The organism is Xanthomonas sp. F4 (assembly GCF_011761895.1).
In genome coordinates this window covers 234523-255763 of record NZ_JAASQX010000006.1, presented here as the reverse complement: position 1 = coordinate 255763, position 21241 = coordinate 234523, and the positions used below count along the sequence as shown (strand labels likewise).

The window sequence follows — 21241 nt, the reverse complement described above, 5'->3', positions numbered from 1 at the left end:
CGCTCGGCCACGGCAGCGACGCATCTTCCCGCACCCGCCGGCGTGGGGTTCGGCGCCGCAACGTCGATTCTCTGGACCCGCGTGGCGTTGTCGACGCTGACAGCGAGCCGGGTGGACCCGGCCGGCGGCGGCCCGCCTTTGCTGCCGCGCAAGACCGTCTCGGCCGTATCCGGCGCTGGCGTTCGTGTCTCGTCAGGTGCCGGCGTGTGCGCCTATTTCGCGAGGGACAGCGTGATCTCCGCGACGCAGGCCGCCTCCGGGTGGGCGCGCTGGTCGACGAACGGCCCCTGCAGCACGGCGCCGACGGCAAGGGCGTCGCGGCGGAAACTGGCGCTGACCCCGAAATCGGAGTCGGCAGCGTCCGGCGCGGGCGGCTCCAGCGCGTAGTACTCCTTGGAGAATCCGGCGGCTGCGAGCCTGTCCGCCAGTTGTCCCAGGCGCAATGGGCAGGCATCGCGCATGTCGCGATAGCGGAAGCCGAGCTCGCTCCCCGAGGCCACGGGCGCGTCCTCTGGCGAACTGATGGAGAGCGAGAGCAACGCCTGCTCCGGCGTATACGTGGCTTCGATCCGTTGCCGAAACGCCGTGCCGGCGGCCTCGGCATACGCGGTGAAGACGTAGCCGACTGGCGGCGGTGGTTCGGGATTCCACGGCTCGGGGCGCGACGGCGGCAGCACGCCGGCAACCAGATCGACATTGAGCCGATCGCACAGATGGGCCAGCTTCAGCGCCGTCGTGTCGCCGCCAACCACCGCGTCGAGCACGTCGAGAAAGCGGTGCATCAAGACCTGCGTGGAGACGTTGTCGGCGTGCGCCGCAGCGTCAAGCCGGCGCTGGTGCTGCGCCTGGCAGATGCCGGGCTGGCTCCAGGGTTCCATCGCGTAGGCCGGCGGCGCGGCCGCCGCAGTCGCGGGCAACGCCACGAAACCCAGCCAGAGCAGGCAGCGGATGGCGTCTTTCATCGCAAATGTCCCGCAGGAAAAGTGGTCCATCATAGGCCGCGCCGGCACCGTCGCGTTGCGGCTGACCAACCGCACAGCCCGTGAGCGCTGACAACCCCACGGCATGGCCTCATAACCGCAGGTTTGCATTCGCCGCCGCGCGCGGCGCTATCGTCTGCGCTCCCGTTGCCGAGACCTGCCCATGTCCGACCCGAACTGGAAGCTGGAAACCATCGCCGTGCACGGCGGCTACCGTCCCGATCCGACCACCCGCGCGGTGGCGGTGCCGATCTACCAGACCGTGGCCTATGCCTTCGACGACACCCAGCACGGCGCCGACCTGTTCGACCTGAAGGTGCAGGGCAACATCTACAGCCGCATCATGAACCCCACCACCGACGTGCTGGAGCAGCGCATCGCCGCGCTGGAAGGCGGTATCGGTGCGCTGGCGGTGGCCTCCGGGCAGGCGGCGGTGACCTACGCCATCCAGACCATCGCCGAGGCCGGCGACAACATCGTCTCCTCCAGCGCGCTGTACGGCGGCACCTACAACCTGTTCGCGCATACGCTGCCGCTGTCCGGAATCCAGACCCGCTTCGCCGACTACCGCGATCCCGGTGCGTTCGCCGGGCTGATCGACGACCGTACCAAGGCGATCTTCGTCGAGTCGATCGGCAACCCGCGCGGCAATGTCACCGATCTGGAAGCGGTCGCCGCCATCGCCCACGCGCACGGCGTGCCGCTGATCGTCGACAACACCGTGCCCACGCCGTACCTGCTGCGGCCGTTCGACTTCGGTGCCGACATCGTGGTGCATTCGCTGACCAAGTATCTGGGCGGCCACGGCACCAGCCTGGGCGGGGCGATCGTCGATTCCGGGCGCTTCCCGTGGGCGGCGCATGCGCAGCGCTTCCGTCGCCTCAACGAGCCGGACGTGAGCTACCACGGCGTGGTCTACACCGAGGCGCTGGGCGAGGCCGCCTACATCGGCCGCGCGCGGGTGGTGCCGCTGCGCAACACCGGCGCGGCGCTGTCGCCGTTCAATGCCTTCCAACTCCTGCAGGGCATCGAGACGCTGCCGCTGCGCATGGACCGGATCAACCAGAACACGCTGGCGCTGGCGCGGCAGTTGCAGGGCGAAGCCAAGGTGGAGTGGGTCAACTATGTCGGCCTGCCCGACCATCCCGAACACGCGCTGGCGCAGAAGTACCTGCGTGGGCACGGCTCCGGCGTGCTCACCTTCGGCCTGCGCGGCGGCCGTGCCGCCGGCGCGCGCTTCCTCGACGCGCTGCAGTTGTTCACCCGCCTGGTCAACATCGGCGACGCCAAGTCGCTGGCCACGCATCCGGCGTCCACCACGCATCGCCAGCTCTCGCCCGAGGAACTGCAGCGCAGCGGCGTCAGCGAGGACACGGTGCGCCTGTCGGTGGGCATCGAGCACATCGACGACCTGCGCGCCGACCTGCAGCAGGCGCTGGCGCAGGCCTGAGTGCGAGGCCGCATCACCGCGATGGCGGCGTCTGCGAAACTGCTTCCGGTGATGTCAGTCGGACACGCGCCAATCGGCGAAGATCTCCAGCAGGAAGTCGACGAAGGCGCGGACCTTGCGTTCCTGGGTGGCGCGACGCGGATACAGCGCGGTGATCTCCAGATCCGGCCAGCGTTGCCAGCCGGGAAGCAGTCGCACCAGCTGGCCTTGGTCCAGCCGCGACTGCACCAGCGGCTGGGAGAGCAGGGCAATGCCGGCCCCTTGGACGACCTGGCGGATCACCGTGGTCGATTCGTTTGAAATCAGCACCGGCCGCAGGGTCAGCTCGATCGATTCGCCAGCGCTGTGCCGCAATGCCCAGAGGACCAGCGGCGCATCCGCGCCCACCGCGAGCACGGCGTGGCCGAGCAGCTCCCTGGGGTGGGTGGGCGTGCCGGCGCGGGCCAGATACTCGGGGCTGCTCACCAGGATCCCGCGCGAGGCGCCCAACGGCCGCGCCACGTAGCTGGCGTGGGCCGGTGGCCCGACATGGACGGCAACGTCCAGGCCATGGCTGAGCAGGTCCAGCGGCTGATCGTCGTAGGTCAGCGCCAGTTGCACGCCTGGGTGGCGCTGGCGGAAGCGCGCCAGTTGCGGTTCCAGCACCAGCAGGCCCAGCGCATAGGGGGCAAGCACGCGCAGGGTGCCGCGCGCCTGAGCGCGCAGGTCGCGCGCGGCCTGCACGGCATCCTGCAGGGTCTGCTCGGCCTCCACGCAGCGGGCATAGAAGGCGCGCCCGGCCTCGGACACCGCCAGCCGACGGGTGGTGCGGTGGAGGAGTTGCACGCCCAATGCCTGTTCCAGCGCCTTGATGCGACGGCTGACGCTGGTCAGCGGCACGCGCGCCTGGCGCGCGGCGGCGGTCAGGCTGCCTTGTTCGACCACGCGCAGGAACAGCCGCACGCTGTCGAAGTCCACGCTGGCGGCGCGCCTGGTTTCTCCCGTTTCTGGCAAGAGTCTATCCATCTCTGGCGCCATTATCCTGCAGGTCGTCTGCTTCTACGATGACGGCCATGCGCCTGCCCTGCTTCGACCCGGTGTCGATGGTCCGTCTCCGTCCTTCGCCCGCGTTGTGGTTCGCGCTGCGGACCACGGCCGCCGCGCTGCTGGCGCTGGCCATCGCGCTGCTGTGTTCGATGGAAGACCCCAAGTGGGCGGCGATGACGGTCTTCATCGTGGCCCAGGCCGACCGCGGCATGAGCGTGGTCAAGGCGCGCAACCGCATCGTCGGCACGCTGGCGGGTGCCAGCGTGGCGGTGGTCTTGATGGGCCTGTTCGGCCAGGCGCCCCCCTTGTTCATGATCGCGCTGGCGCTGTGGCTGGGCGCGTGCACCGGCATGGCCAACCTGGTATCGCCCTTCCGCAGCTATGGCGTGGTGCTGGCCGGCTACACGGCGATGATCGTGGGCATGTCCTCCACCCCCCATCCGCAGCAGGTGTTCGACATCGCCGTGGCGCGCGCCACCGAGATCCTGCTCGGCATCGTGGTCGAAGGGGCGATGGCGTCGGTCTTCTCGCCAGCGTCGCCGCGCCCGGCACTGGAGTCGCGGCTGGAGGCGTACCTGCGCCAGGGCAGTGCGCTGGCCGCGCGCCTGCTGCGCGGCGAGGCGACAGGCACGCAGATCCACGACTTCTTCGCCAGCGCGTTGGCGCTCAACGATGCGGTCGACTATGCCGCCGCGCGCTCGCGCGAGATCGCGCGGCTGGGCGGGCGCCTGCGCCACATCAGTTACCTGATGCTGGCGCAACTGTTGGCGGCGCAATCGTGCCGGATCGGCCTGGATGGACGCGCGCCTTCGCGTGCGTTGCGCGGCGTGCACGACGTCTTGGTCCAGCGTGCCGAGGGCCGGTTGCCCGGCCAGGAAGAACTGGCCGCCGCGCTGGGGTTGCTCGACCGGCGCCATCGCCGCCTGCGCCGGCTGTGCGCGCATCGGCGCGAGGCCTTCGACCGCGCCTTCGCGCTGGAACACGCGCGCAACATCGTGCGCGACATGCAGGCCAGCCAGCGCGAACAGGCGGCGTTCGAACAGGGCCAGCCGTCGCGCCGCCGTTTCGCCACGCGCCGCCATCGGGACCTGCACGAGGCGGTGTACAACGGATGGCGCCCCTTCCTGGCAGTGGGAGCGGCATCGTTGTTATGGGTCTACAGCGGCTGGAGTGCGGGTTCGGGCATGGTGACCATCGTCGGCGTGGTGTGCGCGCTGTATGCGACCCGACCCGATCCGGTGTTCGGCAGTCTCGGCTTCCTCAAGGGTGCCGGGCTGGCGGCGCTGGCGGCCTTCGTGTGCATCGTCTGGCTGCTGCCGTGGGTGGAGGATTTCGCCGGACTGGCGGTGGTGCTGGCGCCTTTCCTGATCCTGGCCGGTGTGGCGATGCGGCGGCCGTCGACCGCCGCGCTGGGCGCCAGTGGCTCGATCTTCTTCCTCGATCTGGTGGGGCCGCTCAATGGCACCAATACCGGGGTGGTGCAACTGTTCAACGGCGCGTTGACGCTCTTGCTGGGGATCGGCATCGGCGTGCTGATGTTCACCGTGCTGCTGCCCAGTGGGGCCGAGCGGTACGTGCGCAGACTGCGACGTTCGGTCGATGCCGATCTCGCGGCGATCGCGCGTCATCCAGGGCGCATGAAACGACGGGCATGGTTCGGCCTGATGGCCGACCGCATGCGCGCGCGCCTGGGCCTGGCCGCCGCGTTGCCGGAGACGGCGCTGCAGCGCGACCTGGCTGCCTTGCTCGGCGCGCTGGGCGTGGGCAGCGACGCGCTTGATCTGGCGCGGACCGATCGCACGCCGGGGCCCCGCGTGCGTGCGGTGCTGCGCCGGCTCGCGCGCGGCGACCTGTCGGGCGTCGCGCACCAGGCCACGCGCGCGGCGCGCCACCATGCGGCGCTGGCCGGCGACCGCCAGGACGTGCAGGCCCAGGCGCACTGGCACACGGCGATGCTGCTGTGGGACATGGCGCTTTGCGCGCGCGAGTATCTCCAGGCCGGCGCCCGGGAAAACGTGCAACTCCAGGCGCCGCTGATGCCCTCGGCGCCGCTGCAGTCCTGATCGGCGCGCGCTTCGACCGACAGGCCGGGCTGCGCCGATCCAGGCCTGCTCCGGCGCCGCCTGGCGCTAGACCTGGGCGAGGCCGCCGTCCACGAACACTTCGCTGCCGGTCATGAAGCTGCTCTCGTCCGAGGCCAGGAACAGGGCCGTGGCCGCCACTTCCTCTGCACGGCCGATGCGACCCAGCGGCAATTGCGCGGTCATGTCGGCAAGGATCGCGTCCTGCTGGCCGGTGCCGGACAGCGCGGTGTCCAGGCCCGGCGTCGTGATCGGTCCCGGCGACAGCACGTTGACACGGATGCCGGTGCCCTTCAGGTCCAGTGCCCAGGTCCTGGCGAAATTGCGCAGCGCGGCCTTGCTGGCGCTGTACACGCTGAAGGCCGGCGTGCCGGTGCTGCCGGCGGTCGAGCCGGTGAGGATCACCGAACCGCCGGCGCGCATCAGCGGCAAGGCCTTTTGCACCGTGAACAGGGTGCCCTTGACGTTGATGCCGAAGGTGCGGTCGAACGATTCCTCGGTGATCGCGCCCAGCGGCAGGAAGTCGCCCAGCCCGGCATTGGCGAACAGCACATCGATGCGGCCCTTTTCGGCCTGGATCTGGGCGAAGACGCGGTCCAGATCGTCCAGCTTCGAAATGTCGCCCTGAATGGCGATGGCGTCGGCGCCGATCAGGCGCAGCGCCTTGTCCAGTTCCTCCTGCCGACGCCCGACGATGACGACCTGTGCGCCTTCGGCCGCGAAGCGAATCGCGCTTGCCAGACCGATGCCGCTGTTGCCGCCGGTGATCACTGCAATCTTGCCGTTGAGCCTGCTCATGCTGCGCTCCAGAGAATGGGGAGGCGCCACTGTAGATCTTGACTATTATTTTGAATAGTATGCACCATTTGGTAAGTGCCTTCGGAGCGAGCGATCATGGCCAACCCCACATTCCGTTGCGGTCTCGAGGCCGCGCTGTCCGTGCTCAGCGGCAAGTGGAAGCCGCTGATTCTCTACAACCTGGCGATGAACGTTCACCGCTACGGCGAGTTGCGGCGTGCCATCGGCGGGGTGACCGACAAGGTGCTCATCCAGCAGCTCAAGGAGCTGGAACGCGACCTGATCGTTGCGCGCATCGACTTCCAGGAGATCCCGCCCAGGGTCGAGTACTCGCTGACGCCGTTCGGGCAGTCCCTGGCGGCGGCGCTGGTAGGGCTGTGCGAGTGGGGCACGCAGCACATGCAGATGGTCGAGCGCATCAGCGAGCGTCGCGCGTCCGCCGTCTCCGAATCCAAAGCTGACGCCTGATCGCCAGCGGCATGGCCGCCAGCGGTGCTCATGGTCTCGACGCAGGCGCCTGGCTGCGCGAACAGCGCGGTCGTGTTGGCCCGGTGCTAGCCGTCGCCCTGTCGATGCGCCGTCGCCGCCGCGATGCCTGCGTCGCTAGCGGAAGAACTGGCTCGGCGGCTGCCCGAACTGGCGCTTGAACATGGCGGTGAACGCGCTGGGACTGTCGTAGCCCAGTTCCACCGCCACGTCGATGATGCGGTCGCCGGCGGCCAGCCGCTCCAGCCCGCGCAGCAGGCGCAGCTGCTGCCGCCACTGGCCGAAGCGCATCTGCAGTTCGCGCTGGCACAGGCGCTGGATGGTCTTGACGTCCACGCCCAGTTCCGCGGCCCAGGCGTGCAGGGTGGTGGCATCGGCCGGGTCGGCGTCGAGCGCGGCGGCGATGCGCAGCAGGCGCGGATCGCGCGGCTGCGGCAGGTACAGCGGCAGCGCCGGCAGCGCATGCAGTTCGTCCAGGATCAGCCGCATCAGCCGCCCGTCGCGCGAGTCGGCGGCATGGTCCCAGGGGATCTCTGCGGCGCTGCGGATCAGCGCTTCCAGCAGCGGCTCCACCGCCATCACCGCCGGCGTGTCGGGCATGCCGGCGATGGCGGTGGGACGGATGTACAGGCTGCGCATGTGCAAGCTGCCGATCCAGCGCACGCTGTGCTCGGTGCCGGCGGGGATCCACAGGGCCCGCGTGCTCGGCACCACCCAGTGGCCCTGGCCCGAACGCACCACCATCAGTCCGGACGCCGCGTAGATCAACTGATGGCGCGCATGCCGGTGCGGGGCGATCGCGCTGTCGGGTGCGTAGTCGACGGCCTTGCACGCCACATCGGCCGGCGCGTCGTCCGCATTGCGGGTGGAGCGCGGGACCAGCGCGCCCTTTTTGCGATGGTTGCTGGGCATGTCGCGCAAGAAGGTCGGGGCAGGGAAGCCTACCATGCACGCACTTCCGGCAATGCCCGTCCCGCCATGTCCACTCTGCGTCCTGCCGCGCCCGTCGTTTCCTCAGCTACTGGCACCGCCGCCCCGCGCAAGCTCGCCTCCGGCGTCCTGGCCGCGATCACCTCCTCGCACCTGATCAACGACATGATGCAGTCGCTGATCCTGGCGCTGTATCCGGTGCTCAAGGGCCAGTTCCAGCTCAGCTTCGCCCAGGTCGGCCTGATCACCCTCACGTACCAGATCACCGCCTCGCTGTTCCAGCCGCTCATCGGGCTGCGCACCGACCGCCGGCCGGCGCCGTATTCGCTGCCGATGGGCATGAGTTCCACGCTGTGCGGACTGTTGCTGCTGGCCTATGCGCCGAGCTTCGGCATGGTGCTGCTGGCGGCGGCCCTGGTCGGGATCGGCTCGGCGATCTTCCATCCCGAATCCTCGCGCATCGCGCGGCTGGCCTCGGGCGGCCGCCACGGCCTGGCCCAGTCGGTGTTCCAGGTCGGCGGCAATACCGGTACCGCGCTGGGGCCGCTGATCGCCGCGGCGGTGATCGTGCCCAACGGCCGCCACAGCGTGGCCTGGTTCGGCGGCGCGGCGCTGCTCGGTATCGCCCTGCTGTCCTACGTCGGCCGCTGGTACGCGCTGCACCTGCAGGCCGCGCGCGCGGCGCCGCGGCCGGTCGCCGCGGTGCCGGCGCTGCCGCGCGCCACGGTGGTGCGGATCGTCGGCATCCTGCTGCTGCTGATCTTCTCCAAGTACTTCTACATCGCCGGGCTGAGCAGCTACTACACGTTCTACCTGATCCAGCGCTTCGGCCTCTCGGTGCAGAGCGCGCAGTTGCACCTGTTCGCGTTCCTGCTGGCCTCGGCGCTGGGCACGCTGATCGGCGGCCCGGTCGGCGACCGCATCGGCCGCAAGCCGGTGATCTGGGTGTCGATCCTGGGCGTGGCGCCGTTCGCGCTGGTGCTACCGCACGTGGGCCTGCATGCGGCCACCGTATTGACCGTGCTGATCGGCTTCGTGCTGTCCTCGGCGTTCTCGGCGATCCTGGTGTACGCGCAGGAGATGATGCCCGGACGTATCGGCACCATCTCCGGGCTGTTCTTCGGCTTCGCCTTCGGCATGGGCGGGCTGGGCGCGGCGGTGCTGGGCCTGCTCGCCGACCACCGCGGCATCGTCTTCGTGTACCAGGTGATGTCGTTCCTGCCGCTGCTGGGCATCGTCGCGGCGTTTCTGCCGAGCCGGCGCCCGGGCGCCGCTGCGGCGCAGTAGCGCGGCGGTCGCGATCGGCCTCCGCCGGCACGGACAGCTTGGCGAAAGCCAGCGGCAGCATGCTGTCGCGCCGGCCGTCGCGCCCCCATCGCAGTCTTCGCATGCCTGTCATCGCCATGGTCTCGTCCATTGCTCACGCCTGGTCCACGCTGGTCGACCTGGTCGCCAGCCACGCCGTCGCGCCGCTGTTGGCGGCGCTGCACCTGACCGGGCTCAGCGACGATCCGCACGACATCGCCGCCTCGCTGCTGGTGGCGGCCCTGCAGCTGTCCATCATCGGCGTGCTGTTCCGGCCGCTGGAGAGCCTGTGGCCGGCCGAGCGCTGGGAACACCGGCGCCTGGCGCGCATCGACTTCCACTACACCTGGCTGATGCTGATCGGGGTGTTCCCGCTGTTCTCGTTCCTGATCCTGACGCCGGTGGTCAACGCACTGGGCGGCGCCGACCCCAATGCCGCGGCGGCGCCGGAGACGGGCCTGCGCCATGCCTGGCCGTGGCTGGACCAGCATCCGCTGGTGCTGTTCGCGCTGTACTACCTGGCCTACGACTTCACCTACTACTGGATGCACCGGGTGCAGCACTGGATGCCGTGGTGGTGGGCGATGCACAGCATGCACCACAGCCAACGCCAGCTCAGTTGCTGGGCCAACGACCGCAGCAACTACCTGGACGGCATGCTGCAGTCGTTCGTGCTTGCTGCGGTGGGCATCGCCTTCGGCATCGAGGCCGACGAGTTCGCCTGGTTGATGCTGCTCGGCGAACTGGTGCAGAACCTTTCGCACGCCAACGTGCGTTTCGGCTTCGGCCCGGTGCTCAATAAACTCCTGGTCGATCCGCCGTTCCATCGCCTGCACCACATGCGCGTGGACCCGGAGCGGCCCGGCCTGCACAACTGCAACTTCGGCCAGGTGTTCGCGTTCTGGGACGTGCTGTTCGGCACCTCGCTGTACGGCGAGCCGGTGCGGCCGACCGGAGTGGGCGATCCGATGGTGGACCGAGACAACGAGCTGGGCCTGGTCGCGTTGCAGTGGGAAGGACTCAAGCGCTTCTGGGGCGCGGTGCGGCGCCGCTCCGGATGGACGCCGGGCGAGGTGGCGTTCGGCGAGGACTACGCGCCGATCCCGGTGGATCATGCGGGGTTGCCGGTGGGCGGCGGGGATTCGGGACTGGGAATTCGGGATTCGTAGGAGCGGTGGCGGTTGGCAACACGGTTGTTGTCTGCATTGCTGGCTGTCGTACCCTCACCCCAACCCCTCTCCCGGGGGGAGAGGGGCTCAGCTTTTCCCTTCTCCCTCCGGGAGAAGGTGCCCCGCAGGGGCGGATGAGGGTAAGGGCGCAGCCTCGTGCACCCAAACATCGCGAGACGCTGCGCGCCGTACCCTCACCCCAACCCCTCTCCCGATGGGAGAGGGGCTAGTGGGCTCATTGCTTCTTGAGGCAGCCGCTCATGAAGGTCTTGCGGGCATCGCCCTGCAGTTTCTGCGTGGCCGCCTGGGCGTTGCAGTCTTTCATGCGTTGCTGGGAGGCGTTGCCCGCCGCCGGGGCGGTGCCGCCGCTGAGGCAGGCCTTCTGCGCGCTCTTGTACTCATCGCCTTTCTTGCCCTTGTTCTGGGCCGAGCACTTGGCCATCAAGGTCTGTTGCGCGGTCTGCGGCTTGGTCGCGGCGGTGGCCAGCAGCGGGGCGGCGGTGAAGCTCAGCAGCAAACAGGTAGCGGCGAGACGGGCGCAACGGGTCATGGCGGCAGCTCCGGTTGGGTGTGCCGGCAGGGTGCGCCGGCACGGGTGACCGGATCATGACGCGGCGGCGGCCGGGTCGGCAATGCGGCGCTGCGGCATGGCATCGGGGGCCTGCGCCGGGCCGTCGAGGAACAGCATCTGCGGCGGCGGATGCATCAGGAATTGCTGGTGCGAGATGTTCCAGGCGTAGGCGCCGGCCAGCGGGAATGCCAGGCAGTCGCCCGGCGCCAGCGCGGCCACCGGCTGGTCGCGGGCCAGCACGTCCTTGGGCGTGCACAGCTGCCCCACCAGGGTCACCCGCGCATCGCGCAGCAGCGGCGGCTGCGTGCCGCGCAGCACCAGGAACGGATGATCGTGGCCTTGCGCGGCGGGCGTGCGGAAATGATGGGTGCCGCCGCGGCCGATGGCGAAGTGCGCGCCATGGCTGCGCTTGATGTCCAGCACCTCCATCAGGTACCAGCCGCAGGCGGCGCTGACGTAGCGGCCCGGCTCCAGGCGCAGGCGCAGGCCTTCGCCATGCGTGCGCAGCAGCGCCGGCAATCCCGCGCAGAACGCGGCCCAGTCGAACGAGGCCGCCGGATCGGCATAGTCGACACCGAAGCCGCCACCTGCGTTCACCGTCAGCGGTCCCAGGGCGTAGGCCTGGCGCCAGCCCTGCACGGTCTGCAGGTAGTGCGCGATCAGCCGCAACTGCAGCTGCGCATCGCGCTGGTGCGACAGCAGGTGGAAGTGGAAGCCGTCCAGGCGCAGCCCGGTCGCGCCGCGCAGCAGCTGCATGGCCGCGTCCAGGTCGTCCACGTCCAGGCCGAACGGCGAGGGCCGCCCGCCCATCACCAGGCGCGTGTCCTGCATGCCCGGTACCACGATGTTCAGGCGCAGGAATACCGACAGCGGGCGGGTACCCGACGCGGCGATGCGGGCAAGCCGCTGCAGCTCGCCCAGGCTTTCCACGTGCACGCTGCAGTCGGGCAGGCTGGTGGCCAGCTGCAGTTCGGCGTCGAGCTTGCCGGGGCCGCCGAACAGCAGCCGGCGCCCCGGCTGATGCGTGTGCAGCCACTGCAGCTCGCCACCGGAGGCCGCCTCGAAGCCGTCCACCCACGGTGCCAGCGTGCGCAGCACGGGGGGCTCGGCGTTGGCCTTGGCCGCATAGAACAGGTCGCACTCGGCCGGCAGGTGCGCGCGCAGCATCGCCGCGTGCGCCTGCAGTGCCGCCAGGTCGTAGACGTAGGCGCAGACCGGGCCGTCTGCCTGCGCGCGCAGCCGCGCCAGCGCCGCCTGCAGTGGGGCAGGATCGATGCGCAGGCTCATGCCGCCGCCTGCCGCAGCGCGGCGCTGCCGATCGGGTTGGGCAGGAAGCTGTAGTCGGCATGGCGGTCGGCACGTTGCAGCAGGCGCAGGCGCAGGTTGTTCTTGGCCGGCAACGGCGCGCCGTCGAGCAGGGCCTGCAGCGTCGGCTGTGCGCCGTGGCGCTGCTGCCAGCGGCGGGCGATGTCGCCGACGATCTGCCACAGCTGGTGCTCGCGGCGGTCGTGGCCGTCGGCGAGGTGGAAGATCGCTTCGGCCAGGTTGTTGACCAGCGCGCAGTAGGCGATGCGGTTCCAGCCGCGTTCGGCGCTGTAGTACAGCGATTGCCGCGCGGTCTCGGACATGCCGGGCAGGCGCGCGGCCGGCCAACGCGACGGCAGCAGCTTGGTGCCTTCCAGGTCGCGGATCCACACCTGCGTCGGCAGGCCGTCTTCGCAGCCGATCACGGTGTTCTGCAGATGCGGCTCCAGCACGATGCCGTAGCCGAACCAGGCGCTCCACACCCCGTCCAGCAGCAGCTGTGCGTAGGCACGGAACCAGATCGCGGTGGCCGCGTCCGCGCTGCTGCCGGTGCGCTGCGCCAGGGTCTTCAGCGCAGCGGCGCAAGCCGGCTGGCCGCGCGCATCGTTGGTGAACAGCGCACCGGCCACCTGCGGGCGATAGCGCGCGCGCTGCGCTGCCGGGATCGCCTGCCGGTACAGCACGCCGAAGCTCTCGCCCAACTCGCGGCAGGCCTGCGCATCGGCGTCCAGTGCGGAGAAATCCAGGTCGGTGGCGGCCGGCTCCAGCAGCACGTGGAAGCCGGGCACGCGCTGCGCCAGCGCCTGCCAGTCCGGCGCCAGCAGACGGGTCAGCGCCACCGCGCTCTCCAGTTCGTACCAGGCGTTCTTGCGCACGCAGTTGGTCAGGCGCACGTGCACCGACAGCTTGAGGAAGTAATCCAGATCGGCGTGGTACAGCGTGCGCACCGACGAGGTCGGGCGCAGCGCCAGGCCGCGTTCGCCCAGCGGTTCGATCCAGCCGCGCGCCTGCGCCTGGCGCAGCAGCGGATGCGCCAGGACGCGCTCGGCTTCCCACGGATGGCAGGGATACAGGTCGGCGCCGCCGCCGGCCTGCGCCAGCGTGGCGCGCACGTCATCGCCCTGCGCGCGGTACAGGCGCGGGTCGATGCGGAACCAGAACAGCGGGAACGCGCTGCGCGCTTCCGGCGCGCACGCCAGCACCTGGTCCAGCGGCACGCCCTCGCGGCTCTTGGGCGTGGGATGGAAGGCGTGGCCCCACAGCATCGACTGCTCGGCATCGATCAGCGCCTCGCCGGTGGGCGGCGCGGCGTCGGCCTGGCGCAGCAGCTGCGCGGTGATGGCGACGCTGTTGGCGCTCTGCGCCAGCAGTTCCAGGTTGGGCGCCTGCTCGCCTTCGCTGAGTTCCTGCAGCAGCAGGCGCACCAGTGCCTCTGCGTCCAGACAGTGCCACGGACGGCCGTCGGCCTTCAGGTAGGGCGCCGAAGCGAAGCGACAGCGGCCCAGGCGGTCGGCATGGGCCAGGCGCACGCACAGCGTCGCGCCCGAGGGCAGTTGCAGGCGTAGCCAGCGTTCGCCCGCAGCGGCCACACCGGGCCGGTCCCGGCCGCGATAGTCGAAGTCGGCCAGGCCGCGATCGAGCGCGACTTCGCGCAGGTAGCAGTTGAGCCAGCAGGTGATCGCCTGCGCTTGCGCCAGGCTGTCGTACCACGGGTCATGCATCGGCAACGGGGACATGGACGGTTCTCCGAACGGACGTGAGCATCAGGGCCGGCAGCAGCGCCAGCAGGGCAGCCGCGGCGGCGGCGAGGAACGGAACGGCCAGGCCATGGCCTTGCACCAGGGCACCGGCGAGGGCACCGCCGGCGACGCCGGCGTACTTGCCGGCGGCATCGAAGCGGCCGAACAGCTGGCCCGCGCCGCGCCCGCCCGCAACCTCGGCCAGGGTGCGGTTGAGGCCGCGCAACGCCATCCACATGCCCAGGCCGAACAGCAGCCGCGCCGCGATCAGCCAGCCGGGCGCCGGCGGCGCCATCTGCAGCAGGCAGGCCAGTGCGAACAGCGCCAGCCCCGCAGGCAGCGGCGACACGCGGTGGTCGCGACCGCGCCAGCACGGCATCAGCACCAGGTAGACCAGGTGCGGCAGGCTGTACAGCAGGCCGGCGACCGCAGTGCTGCCGATGCCGTGCGCCTGCGCGTACGGCAGGAAATAGGGAAAGGTCACCACCATCGCGAAGCAGAACAGGAACTGCGTGGCCCACAGCGCCCAGCGCTGGCGGCGCTGCGCCGCATCCGCGTGTGGCATGGCGGGTGTGGATGCGGCTGTCGCCGGCGCGCGCGGCGGATCGGCCGGCAACCGCCAGCTCAGCGCGAAGGCGAGCAGCGGCAGCAGCGCCAGATAGCGGTACAGCGATTGCGCCGGCCCCAGCGCGGTGGCCAGGCCGAGCAGCGCCGGGGCGGTGACCATCGCCAGCCGCGCCGAGAACTGGGTCCAGTCCAGCGCCCGCGCCAGCGAGCCACTCTGCGCCTGGCTGCTGAGATAGGCGTTGGTCGCGGCCAGCGAGCCGCCGCAGGCGCCCTGCACGACCAGGCCGGCGACCAGCCAGCCCAGGTTCGGCGCGAAGCCGGCCATGAGGAAGCCCAGCGCCAGGCCGAGTTGCGCGCGCAGCAGCGAGCGCTTGCGCCCGTAGCGGTCGGCCAGCCGGCCCCAGGCGCTGGCGGTGAGTGCGGTGCACAGGGTCGGCAGCACGTACAGCACGCCGCTCCAGCCGATCGCCGCGCCCGGTGCGAGTTGCTGCAGCACCTGCGGCAGGAACAGCGGCATGCCCAGCGCGGTGAAGGCGGCCAGATAGTGCGCGGCCAGCACCGGGCCGAGGAGGCGCTTCATCGCGCCGCCCCGGCCGCGACCGCGCGCGCCGCCAGCGCATCCTCGCGCAGCAGGTTGGGCGCGCTGTCGCCGTAGAACTTGTTGATGTCCGCCGCGCCGGTGATCTGCTTGCCGAGCAGGCTGCCGGCGCTGAGCAGGTACTTCACCGGCAGCGTGGGGGCGTCCAGCAGCGCCTGCGCCGGCGCGGTGTCGATGCCTTCTTCTCGCAGCGCGCGCAGGGTGCCGTGCAGGCGCGCGCGCAGCAGTGCGTACAGCGGCGCGCGCAGCCCCGGCTGCCATTCCGCCAGCCCTTCCAGCACCGCCTGCAGATCCAGTTGCAGGATGATGGTGCAGAACATCCGCGCCAGCGCGTCGTCGTCCTGCACCAGGATGCGCGCGTCGCGCGGCGCGCCCAACGCTGCAAGCGCCGGCCGTTGCGCGTGCAGCCGCGACAGCATCACCCGCGCCGCGTCGTTGTCCTTGAGCAGCAGTCGCGGCGCGCGGCCGGCGGCGTAGATCAGCACGCTGTTCTGCTGGTTGGCCTCCAGCGCGATGCCGTAGCGCAGCCACAGCCGCAGGTGCACCTGGCACATCAGCGCCAGGTAGCTGTCCCACCAGGCGGTGAGGTCGCCGCCATGGAAGCGCTCGGCCAGGTGCACGGCCAGCGGCCGCCCGTCCGGCAGCGTCGCGCACAGGCCGGCCACCGGCACCAGGGTCGCCTCCGGGAGTGCCGGATAGCGGCGCAGCAGATAGGAGAGATGCCGTGTCTCGCCGACGTGGCCGGCATGCGCCTCGTCCACGTGCAGGTAGCGTTCGCCCAGCGCCGGATCGTGCGCGGCCAGGTCGCATAGCACGCGTTCGAACCAGTGCCCGTCGTACAGCGTGGACGGCTTGATCAGGCGCAGGTTGAGCGCGCCGAGGGTGCGCATCGGTACCGGCAGCTTCAGATGATGATCGGGAAACGCCAGCGGGATCACCGTGCGCAGCGACAGCGACGGGCGCACCTGCAGCCACGGCTGCGGCGCAGCGATCGCGCCGTCGGGCAGGGCGAAGCCGTCCTCGCCCAGCCGCGCGAAGATCAGTGGGTGCACGGGCCAGGCGACGTGGTCGGCATCCAGCGCCGGGTCCAGGCCGAGCATGCTCGGGCGCGGCCAGAACGCCGGCGGCGGCGTGGTCTGGGTGACCTGCGCGGCCGGCAGCGCCAGCCAGCGCAGCGCGAAGCTGGGGCCGAACTCCGGTGCGTAGCGCGGCAGGTCGGCGTCGTCCAGGCCGAGCTTGGCGCGCGCGCTGGGATAGAACGGGTGGTCGCGGTGGCTGGCTAGCTGTTCGCAGCGGTAGGCGCGTTCGTGCGCGTCGGCGGCATCCAGCGCGGTGGCCAGCAGCGGCCGTTGCTGCGCGTAGGCCTGCCGCGCCAGCGCGCGCTGGCGCACCGCGCAATCGGCTTCCTCGACATAGGCGCGGTGCAGCGCCTGCGTCTCCGCGTCGAGCCCGGCGCCCAGCCGCGCCAACCAGTGCGCCGCGCCGGATTCGTAGGCGCTGTGCTGCGCGGTGTGCAGGACCCAGCCGTCGCTGCAGGCGCTTACGGTCTGCAGGTAACCGGCGCGGCGCAGCGGCAGCCACAGCTCGCCGTCGGGCAGGTGCGCGATGCGCCACCAGGTGGCGTCCGCGGGCAGCGGCGCTTGCGCCCAGGCGGCGAGCACCGCTGGCGGCGGGGTGGCGGCGGCGCCACGGCTGACGATGCCGCGCAGGTCCTCGCGCAGGCAGGCATCGATCACGCGCAGGTCGATGTAACGGCGGTCGGCGTCCTGGCTCATGCCGCCACTCCGGTGGTGGTGTCGATACGCCAGTGCAGCGACGCCTCGGTGCTGGCCAGCGCCTGCTGCAGGTCCGCCTCGGTGTCGGCGAGCACGTCCAGCACGCCCAGGTAATCCTTGTTGGAATGGCTCAGGCGGATCGCGTCGCCGGGTTGCCGCAGGCGCCGGTAGCGCGCTTCCCAATGCGTGTCGCTGCTGCCGTGGTCGGCGCTGGCCACCGCCAGCGTGCCGTCGTGCTCGGCCACGTAGTAGCGCACCAGCGCCTGCGCGCGGCGCGCCTGCAGCGTGGGCAGCGGCCGGCCCAGGTGCAGGCCGAGCACGCTGTCGAACCAGTGCCCGCCGAACAGGCGATCGAGCAGGAACTCGCGGCCGTCGCCGATGCTGCGGTAGTTGATCTCCACCAGCACCGGGCCGTCGGCGGTGAGGATGAACTCGCTGTGGCACACGCCGAAGCCGATGCCGAACGCCTGCAGTTGCGCCAGCGCCTGCTGCAGCACCGGGGTGTCGATGGCGCTACGCCAGCGCGCCTCGCACTCGACGAAGTGTGGCGGCGCCGACAGTCGCACGTCGAAGCCGCCGACCGGCTGCAGGGTGCGCCCGTCGCCGAGCGTTTCCAGGGTGAACAGCGGGCCCTCCAGCACGCTCTCCAGCAGCACGCTGCGCTGCGGGTGGCGCTGCCAGAAATCATCGAGGTAAGCCTGCAGCGCCGCCGCGTCGGCGCAGTGGCGCACGTCCAGGCTGGCCACGCCTTCGCGCGGCTTAGCGATCAACGGCCAGGGTGCCTGCGCCGGCGGCATCGCGCCCGGCGCCAGGCTGCAGAACCACGGCGCCGGCAGGCCGAGCGCGCGCAACCGCTGGCGCATCGCCGCCTTGTTCTTGGCCGCGTAGCAGACCTGCCAATCCTTGCCCGGCACGCCGAGCGCGGCGGCGACCACGGCGGCGCTGGTCTGCAGGTGGTCGCTGTTGCTGAACACCGCGCGCGGCGGCTGCGGCAGGCTGCCGAGCAGGTCGAGCATGCCCAGCGGATTGAACACGTCGCACTCCAGCACCTGCACCGGTGCGGCCGGCGGATGGCGACGGAAGTGGTCGAGGTGCGCGTGGCGATGGTCGGTCAGCAGCAGCACCGGCACGCCCAGGCGCTGCGCGGCGGGGAGGAAGCCATCGGTCACCGCCGGGTGGCAGACGTGGCTGAGGATCAGCAGAGGAGCGTCGTGCGAGGTCATGTGCGGGTCTCGTCGGGCGCAGGCGCACGCACGCCGCCGGCGCGGCCGCGCGGAGGCGGACACGGGAGGCATGCGCCGCGGCTGCGGCAGGGTCGCGTGGTTGCCTGGCGCATCGCATCGGGCGCGCGCTGGGTGGGAAAGGACGCGGCTGCGTCCGTTGCACTGGCCCGCGTCTCCCGCGGGCGGCGGCGCGCCGTGGTGGCGCGCGGTGGTGCGGCGGCCGGCGTCGTCGTCCGACGCCGGCGTGGATCAGAACGTGTACTCGAGGCCGACGGTGACGCTGCGGCCCGGCGCCGGCTGCCGGCCCCAGGGGCTGGTGTCGATGCCGCGGTACCAGTACTTGCGATCGAACAGGTTGTTGACCGCCAGCGACGCGCTGAGCTTGCCGCTGGCGCCTTCGCTGAGCACCTGGCTCAGCTGCGCATTCCACACCCAGTAGGCCGGCAGTTCGCCGACCGAGCCGATCGCGTTCTCCTGCACGGTGTTGGCCGCATCGCTGAAGGCGCGACTGAAGTAATAGCTGGAAACGGCGACGGTGGTATGACCGGATTCGGGCTGGTACGACGCACCGAGGGTGAGCTGGTTGCGCGAGGTGTAGGGCACGCGCAGGCCGTCGTACACGCCCGATTTCTGGCGTGCGTCCAGGTAGGCGTAACCGGCGTTGAGGGTCAGCGCGCGCAGTTGCGCGGGGCTCCACTGCAGTTCCACTTCGCCGCCCTGGTGGCGGGTCTTGCCGAGGTTGCGGTAGGTGCGGGTGGTGTTGTCGAGCTGGATCTGCTGGTCGAAGTCGATCAGGTAGCCGCCGAACTGCACGCGCGTGCGCTCATTGGGCTGGTAGCGCGCGCCGGCCTCGTAGTTCCAGGCGAGTTCGGCGTCGAGGTTGTCGCCGAAGATGATCTGGGTGACCTGCGGCGCGCGCAGCGAGCGCTGGCCGTCGGCGTACAGGTACCACTGCGGGCTGGCCTGGACGCCCAGGGTCAGGCCGGGCAGCACGTCGTCGGTCTTGTTGCGCGTGCGCGCGCCGCTGGCAAGGTTGTAGTAGCGCGAATCGACCTGCTCGTAGCGCAGGCCGGGGGTGACGGTGATGCGGCCGTCGGCGAAGGCGATCGCGTCGCTGACGTAGGCGGCGGCGCCGCGGTCCTTGAAGCGCCAGTCGCGCACCAGGGTGTACAGGCCGTCGCTGAGGCGGGTGTTGCCGACCAGGAAGTCGATGTCCTCGTTGATCGCGCGCGCGCCGAGCGTCCATTGCTGGGTCACCGCGCCTGAGCCCATTTTCCAACTCAGTCGCGGCTCGCTGCCGTAGACGCGGAAATCGCGCGGCGCGCTCTGCCGCAGTTGCGGCGGCAGGTCGGGGCGCCAGGTCTCGCTGGCCGAAGAACGCATGCCGACGATGAAGTTGCGGCTGCTGCGCGCGCTGAAATTGCTCCAGTCCAGGCGCAGGTCCTGGAGCGGCCCCACGTCGCCGAAGTCCTGCTGGTAGACCAGCGAGGCGCGGGTGGTGCGGCCGGTGAATTCGTCCAGCGGCCGCGTCGACTGGCGCGGATCGCGCAGGTAGTCCGCGGTGGACAAGGCGCCGGCCATGTCCATGTCGGCAACGTAGCGCTGCACGCTGGCCTTGAGCAGCTTGTCCGGCGCCAGCCACCATTCCGCGCGCAGGCGCAGGTTCTTGATGTCGGTGGCGCTGTGCTCGCGCCAGTAGTCGCCCTTGGTCCAGTTGGCGTCCAGTTGCAGGCCGAAGGTGTCGCTGGCGTAGCCGCCGGTGCTGATCGCGGTATCGCCCAGGTAATGCCCGGCGCCGCCGGCGGTGACCTTCTGCCCCAGCGTGGTGGTCCAGGTGGTGGGGATGTCCGGGCTGATCAGGTTGATCACCCCGCCGACGTTGTTGGGGCCGTACTGCACCGCCGCGCCGCCGCGCACGATGTCGATGCGGTCGACCTGGTTTAGGCCGACCGGGAACAGCGACAGGCTGGTCTGCCCGTATGGCGCCAGCGCCAGCGGAATGCCGTCCTCCAGCACCTGCACGCGGCCGCTGCGGCTCTCGTACAGGCCGCGCAGCATGATCTGCGGCAGCGCGCCGGTGCCGGTCTCGTCGAACACCTTGATCCCCGGCACCTTCTGCAGCGCGTCGTCCAGGGAGCGGTTGGCGCCGTTGCGCAGTTGCGCGTTGTCGATCACCTGGCGGCTGCCGGCGTAGTGCTGCACGTCTTCGACAGTGGAGCGGCCGAGCAGGCTGCCCTGCACCTGCACCGCGTCGAGCTGGCGGATCCGCGCCTGCGCGTCGGCGTCGGGCGGGGTGTCCTCGGCGCGCGCGCTGGAGGGGGCGAGCATGGCGGCGACGAGGGCGACGGCCAGCAGCGAAGGGGAAAGCGAAGCGATCAAGACGACGACTCCAAGGGCACGAAAACGGTCAGGGACTGCGCAGGTCGGCCGCGCGTTGGCGCAACGCGGCCTGCAGCAGCGCGCGGTCTTCGCCGGCGAACAGCCACTGCAGGTCCGCCTGCGCCAGCCAGTGCGCGCGTTGCGCGGCGTCGCGGGGATTGGGGCAGAAGGGAACGCCGGCGATGCGGCAGGCCGCGTCGATCGCCAGCAGTTGCTGCCAGACCTGCGGATGGGTGGGGTGCGGGCCGACTCCCAGGTCCAGCGCAAGATCCAGCGCCCCTTCCATCACCAGCGACACGCCGGGCACCTGCAGGATCTGCGGCAGCGCGCGCACGCCGGCAGCACTCTCGATCATCGGGATCACCCGCAGGCGCGCGCGGCTGCGGGCGATGTAGTCGGCCAGGCCCACGCTGCCGAAGCCGGTGACGCGGCCGCCGGTGATGCCGCGGCGGCCATGCGGCGGGAAGTGCGCGGCGGCGACCGCGCGCTCGGCCTGCTCGGCGCTGTCCAGCCCGGCCAGGACTACCCCGCGGGCGCCGGCGTCGAGCACCCGGCCGATCAGCTTGGCATCGACCTCGGGCACGCGCACCCAGGGTTCGCAGCCGCCCAGCTCACAGGCGCGGATGGCGTGTTCCAGCTCGGCCGGCGAGCGCAGCACGTGTTCCAGGTCGAGCACCGCGAAGTCGTAGCCGACATGCCCGAACATCTCGCACAGCAGGGCACTGGGCACGGAGTTGAGCAACCCGATCTTGCAGGCCATGGGGGAGGGCGAGCGGAACTGGGGAAGGGAGCGCAATCCTGCCGCAAACGAGAATGCTTATCAAGAAGATTCGCTGCGGGCCATTACAGCCGCGGTAGA

Annotated in this window: 17 protein-coding genes; 5 read left to right on the top strand and 12 right to left on the bottom strand. The window is 70.8% G+C overall.

The window, feature by feature from the left end; all coding sequences use genetic code 11:
* Nucleotides 1-212: 212 nt before the first annotated feature.
* A complete protein-coding gene (locus tag FHR66_RS17915) occupies nt 213-962 on the bottom strand; it encodes a hypothetical protein (protein ID WP_160969106.1) in 750 nt (249 codons plus the stop codon).
* A 181-nt stretch (nt 963-1143) separates the two neighbouring features.
* On the opposite strand from FHR66_RS17915, the gene FHR66_RS17910 reads away from it, so the two are divergent.
* On the top strand, nt 1144-2430 hold the full coding sequence (locus tag FHR66_RS17910; RefSeq protein WP_160969104.1) for an O-acetylhomoserine aminocarboxypropyltransferase/cysteine synthase family protein: 1287 nt from the start codon (nt 1144-1146) through the stop codon (nt 2428-2430).
* 54 nt (nt 2431-2484) lie between these two features.
* On the opposite strand, the gene FHR66_RS17905 is transcribed toward FHR66_RS17910, so the two are convergent.
* Nucleotides 2485-3435 carry a LysR family transcriptional regulator gene (locus tag FHR66_RS17905; RefSeq protein ID WP_237475403.1) on the bottom strand — a complete coding sequence of 317 codons (951 nt, stop codon included), beginning with the start codon at nt 3433-3435 and terminating at the stop codon, nt 2485-2487.
* A 47-nt stretch (nt 3436-3482) separates the two neighbouring features.
* On the opposite strand from FHR66_RS17905, the gene FHR66_RS17900 reads away from it, so the two are divergent.
* Nucleotides 3483-5519 (top strand): FUSC family protein, encoded by a 2037-nt coding sequence (locus FHR66_RS17900; protein ID WP_160969102.1) that lies wholly within the window; start codon nt 3483-3485, stop codon nt 5517-5519.
* Nucleotides 5520-5585: 66 nt separating this feature from the next.
* Here the strand turns inward: FHR66_RS17900 and FHR66_RS17895 are convergent, their stop codons facing one another.
* Entirely contained in the window at nt 5586-6335 is a 750-nt protein-coding gene (locus FHR66_RS17895; protein ID WP_160969100.1) for an SDR family NAD(P)-dependent oxidoreductase, read from the bottom strand.
* Nucleotides 6336-6431: 96 nt separating this feature from the next.
* On the opposite strand from FHR66_RS17895, the gene FHR66_RS17890 reads away from it, so the two are divergent.
* Nucleotides 6432-6803 (top strand): winged helix-turn-helix transcriptional regulator, encoded by a 372-nt coding sequence (locus FHR66_RS17890; protein ID WP_167087993.1) that lies wholly within the window; start codon nt 6432-6434, stop codon nt 6801-6803.
* Nucleotides 6804-6938: 135 nt separating this feature from the next.
* On the opposite strand, the gene FHR66_RS17885 is transcribed toward FHR66_RS17890, so the two are convergent.
* On the bottom strand, nt 6939-7733 hold the full coding sequence (locus tag FHR66_RS17885) for an AraC family transcriptional regulator (RefSeq protein WP_456361777.1): 795 nt from the start codon (nt 7731-7733) through the stop codon (nt 6939-6941).
* Between the two features lie 66 nt (nt 7734-7799).
* On the opposite strand from FHR66_RS17885, the gene FHR66_RS17880 reads away from it, so the two are divergent.
* On the top strand, nt 7800-9038 hold the full coding sequence (locus FHR66_RS17880; protein WP_160969096.1) for an MFS transporter: 1239 nt from the start codon (nt 7800-7802) through the stop codon (nt 9036-9038).
* 101 nt (nt 9039-9139) lie between these two features.
* The gene (locus tag FHR66_RS17875) at nt 9140-10225 is read left to right on the top strand and encodes a sterol desaturase family protein (RefSeq protein ID WP_160969094.1); all 1086 of its coding nucleotides are present in this window, start codon (nt 9140-9142) and stop codon (nt 10223-10225) included.
* A gap of 235 nt (nt 10226-10460) precedes the next feature.
* Here the strand turns inward: FHR66_RS17875 and FHR66_RS17870 are convergent, their stop codons facing one another.
* The 8 genes from FHR66_RS17870 to FHR66_RS17835 form a co-directional block, all read right to left on the bottom strand.
* Nucleotides 10461-10775 carry a PsiF family protein gene (locus FHR66_RS17870; RefSeq protein ID WP_160969092.1) on the bottom strand — a complete coding sequence of 105 codons (315 nt, stop codon included), beginning with the start codon at nt 10773-10775 and terminating at the stop codon, nt 10461-10463.
* Nucleotides 10776-10829: 54 nt separating this feature from the next.
* Nucleotides 10830-12083, bottom strand: a complete 1254-nt coding sequence (locus FHR66_RS17865) for a type III PLP-dependent enzyme (protein WP_160969090.1) — start codon at nt 12081-12083, stop codon at nt 10830-10832.
* A complete protein-coding gene (locus FHR66_RS17860) occupies nt 12080-13837 on the bottom strand; it encodes an IucA/IucC family protein (protein WP_160969088.1) in 1758 nt (585 codons plus the stop codon). The genes FHR66_RS17865 and FHR66_RS17860 overlap by 4 nt, the downstream gene beginning before the upstream one ends.
* Entirely contained in the window at nt 13815-14987 is a 1173-nt protein-coding gene (locus FHR66_RS17855; protein ID WP_160969086.1) for an MFS transporter, read from the bottom strand. The genes FHR66_RS17860 and FHR66_RS17855 overlap by 23 nt, the downstream gene beginning before the upstream one ends.
* Nucleotides 14984-16780: an IucA/IucC family protein gene (locus tag FHR66_RS17850; RefSeq protein WP_160969084.1), complete on the bottom strand. Its 1797-nt coding sequence runs from the start codon at nt 16778-16780 to the stop codon at nt 14984-14986. Before FHR66_RS17850 ends, FHR66_RS17855 begins: the two co-directional genes overlap by 4 nt.
* Complete coding sequence (locus tag FHR66_RS17845) at nt 16777-18003, bottom strand: ATP-grasp domain-containing protein (protein WP_160969083.1); 1227 nt, start codon at nt 18001-18003, stop codon at nt 16777-16779. The genes FHR66_RS17850 and FHR66_RS17845 overlap by 4 nt, the downstream gene beginning before the upstream one ends.
* 249 nt (nt 18004-18252) lie before the next feature.
* A complete protein-coding gene (locus FHR66_RS17840) occupies nt 18253-20331 on the bottom strand; it encodes a TonB-dependent siderophore receptor (protein WP_167087999.1) in 2079 nt (692 codons plus the stop codon).
* 79 nt (nt 20332-20410) lie between these two features.
* Nucleotides 20411-21142 (bottom strand): HpcH/HpaI aldolase family protein, encoded by a 732-nt coding sequence (locus FHR66_RS17835; RefSeq protein ID WP_160969079.1) that lies wholly within the window; start codon nt 21140-21142, stop codon nt 20411-20413.
* Nucleotides 21143-21241: the final 99 nt, after the last annotated feature.

What these genes read in the sequence shown, in the direction of transcription:
- FHR66_RS17915 (WP_160969106.1), bottom strand. Translation starts at nt 962, where the DNA reads ATGAAAGACGCCATCCGCTGCCTGCTCTGGCTGGGTTTCGTGGCGTTG.
- FHR66_RS17910 (WP_160969104.1), top strand. Translation starts at nt 1,144, where the DNA reads ATGTCCGACCCGAACTGGAAGCTGGAAACCATCGCCGTGCACGGCGGC.
- FHR66_RS17905 (WP_237475403.1), bottom strand. Translation starts at nt 3,435, where the DNA reads ATGGATAGACTCTTGCCAGAAACGGGAGAAACCAGGCGCGCCGCCAGC.
- FHR66_RS17900 (WP_160969102.1), top strand. Translation starts at nt 3,483, where the DNA reads ATGCGCCTGCCCTGCTTCGACCCGGTGTCGATGGTCCGTCTCCGTCCT.
- FHR66_RS17895 (WP_160969100.1), bottom strand. Translation starts at nt 6,335, where the DNA reads ATGAGCAGGCTCAACGGCAAGATTGCAGTGATCACCGGCGGCAACAGC.
- FHR66_RS17890 (WP_167087993.1), top strand. Translation starts at nt 6,432, where the DNA reads ATGGCCAACCCCACATTCCGTTGCGGTCTCGAGGCCGCGCTGTCCGTG.
- FHR66_RS17885 (WP_456361777.1), bottom strand. Translation starts at nt 7,733, where the DNA reads ATGCCCAGCAACCATCGCAAAAAGGGCGCGCTGGTCCCGCGCTCCACC.
- FHR66_RS17880 (WP_160969096.1), top strand. Translation starts at nt 7,800, where the DNA reads ATGTCCACTCTGCGTCCTGCCGCGCCCGTCGTTTCCTCAGCTACTGGC.
- FHR66_RS17875 (WP_160969094.1), top strand. Translation starts at nt 9,140, where the DNA reads ATGCCTGTCATCGCCATGGTCTCGTCCATTGCTCACGCCTGGTCCACG.
- FHR66_RS17870 (WP_160969092.1), bottom strand. Translation starts at nt 10,775, where the DNA reads ATGACCCGTTGCGCCCGTCTCGCCGCTACCTGTTTGCTGCTGAGCTTC.
- FHR66_RS17865 (WP_160969090.1), bottom strand. Translation starts at nt 12,083, where the DNA reads ATGAGCCTGCGCATCGATCCTGCCCCACTGCAGGCGGCGCTGGCGCGG.
- FHR66_RS17860 (WP_160969088.1), bottom strand. Translation starts at nt 13,837, where the DNA reads ATGTCCCCGTTGCCGATGCATGACCCGTGGTACGACAGCCTGGCGCAA.
- FHR66_RS17855 (WP_160969086.1), bottom strand. Translation starts at nt 14,987, where the DNA reads ATGAAGCGCCTCCTCGGCCCGGTGCTGGCCGCGCACTATCTGGCCGCC.
- FHR66_RS17850 (WP_160969084.1), bottom strand. Translation starts at nt 16,780, where the DNA reads ATGAGCCAGGACGCCGACCGCCGTTACATCGACCTGCGCGTGATCGAT.
- FHR66_RS17845 (WP_160969083.1), bottom strand. Translation starts at nt 18,003, where the DNA reads ATGACCTCGCACGACGCTCCTCTGCTGATCCTCAGCCACGTCTGCCAC.
- FHR66_RS17840 (WP_167087999.1), bottom strand. Translation starts at nt 20,331, where the DNA reads ATGCTCGCCCCCTCCAGCGCGCGCGCCGAGGACACCCCGCCCGACGCC.
- FHR66_RS17835 (WP_160969079.1), bottom strand. Translation starts at nt 21,142, where the DNA reads ATGGCCTGCAAGATCGGGTTGCTCAACTCCGTGCCCAGTGCCCTGCTG.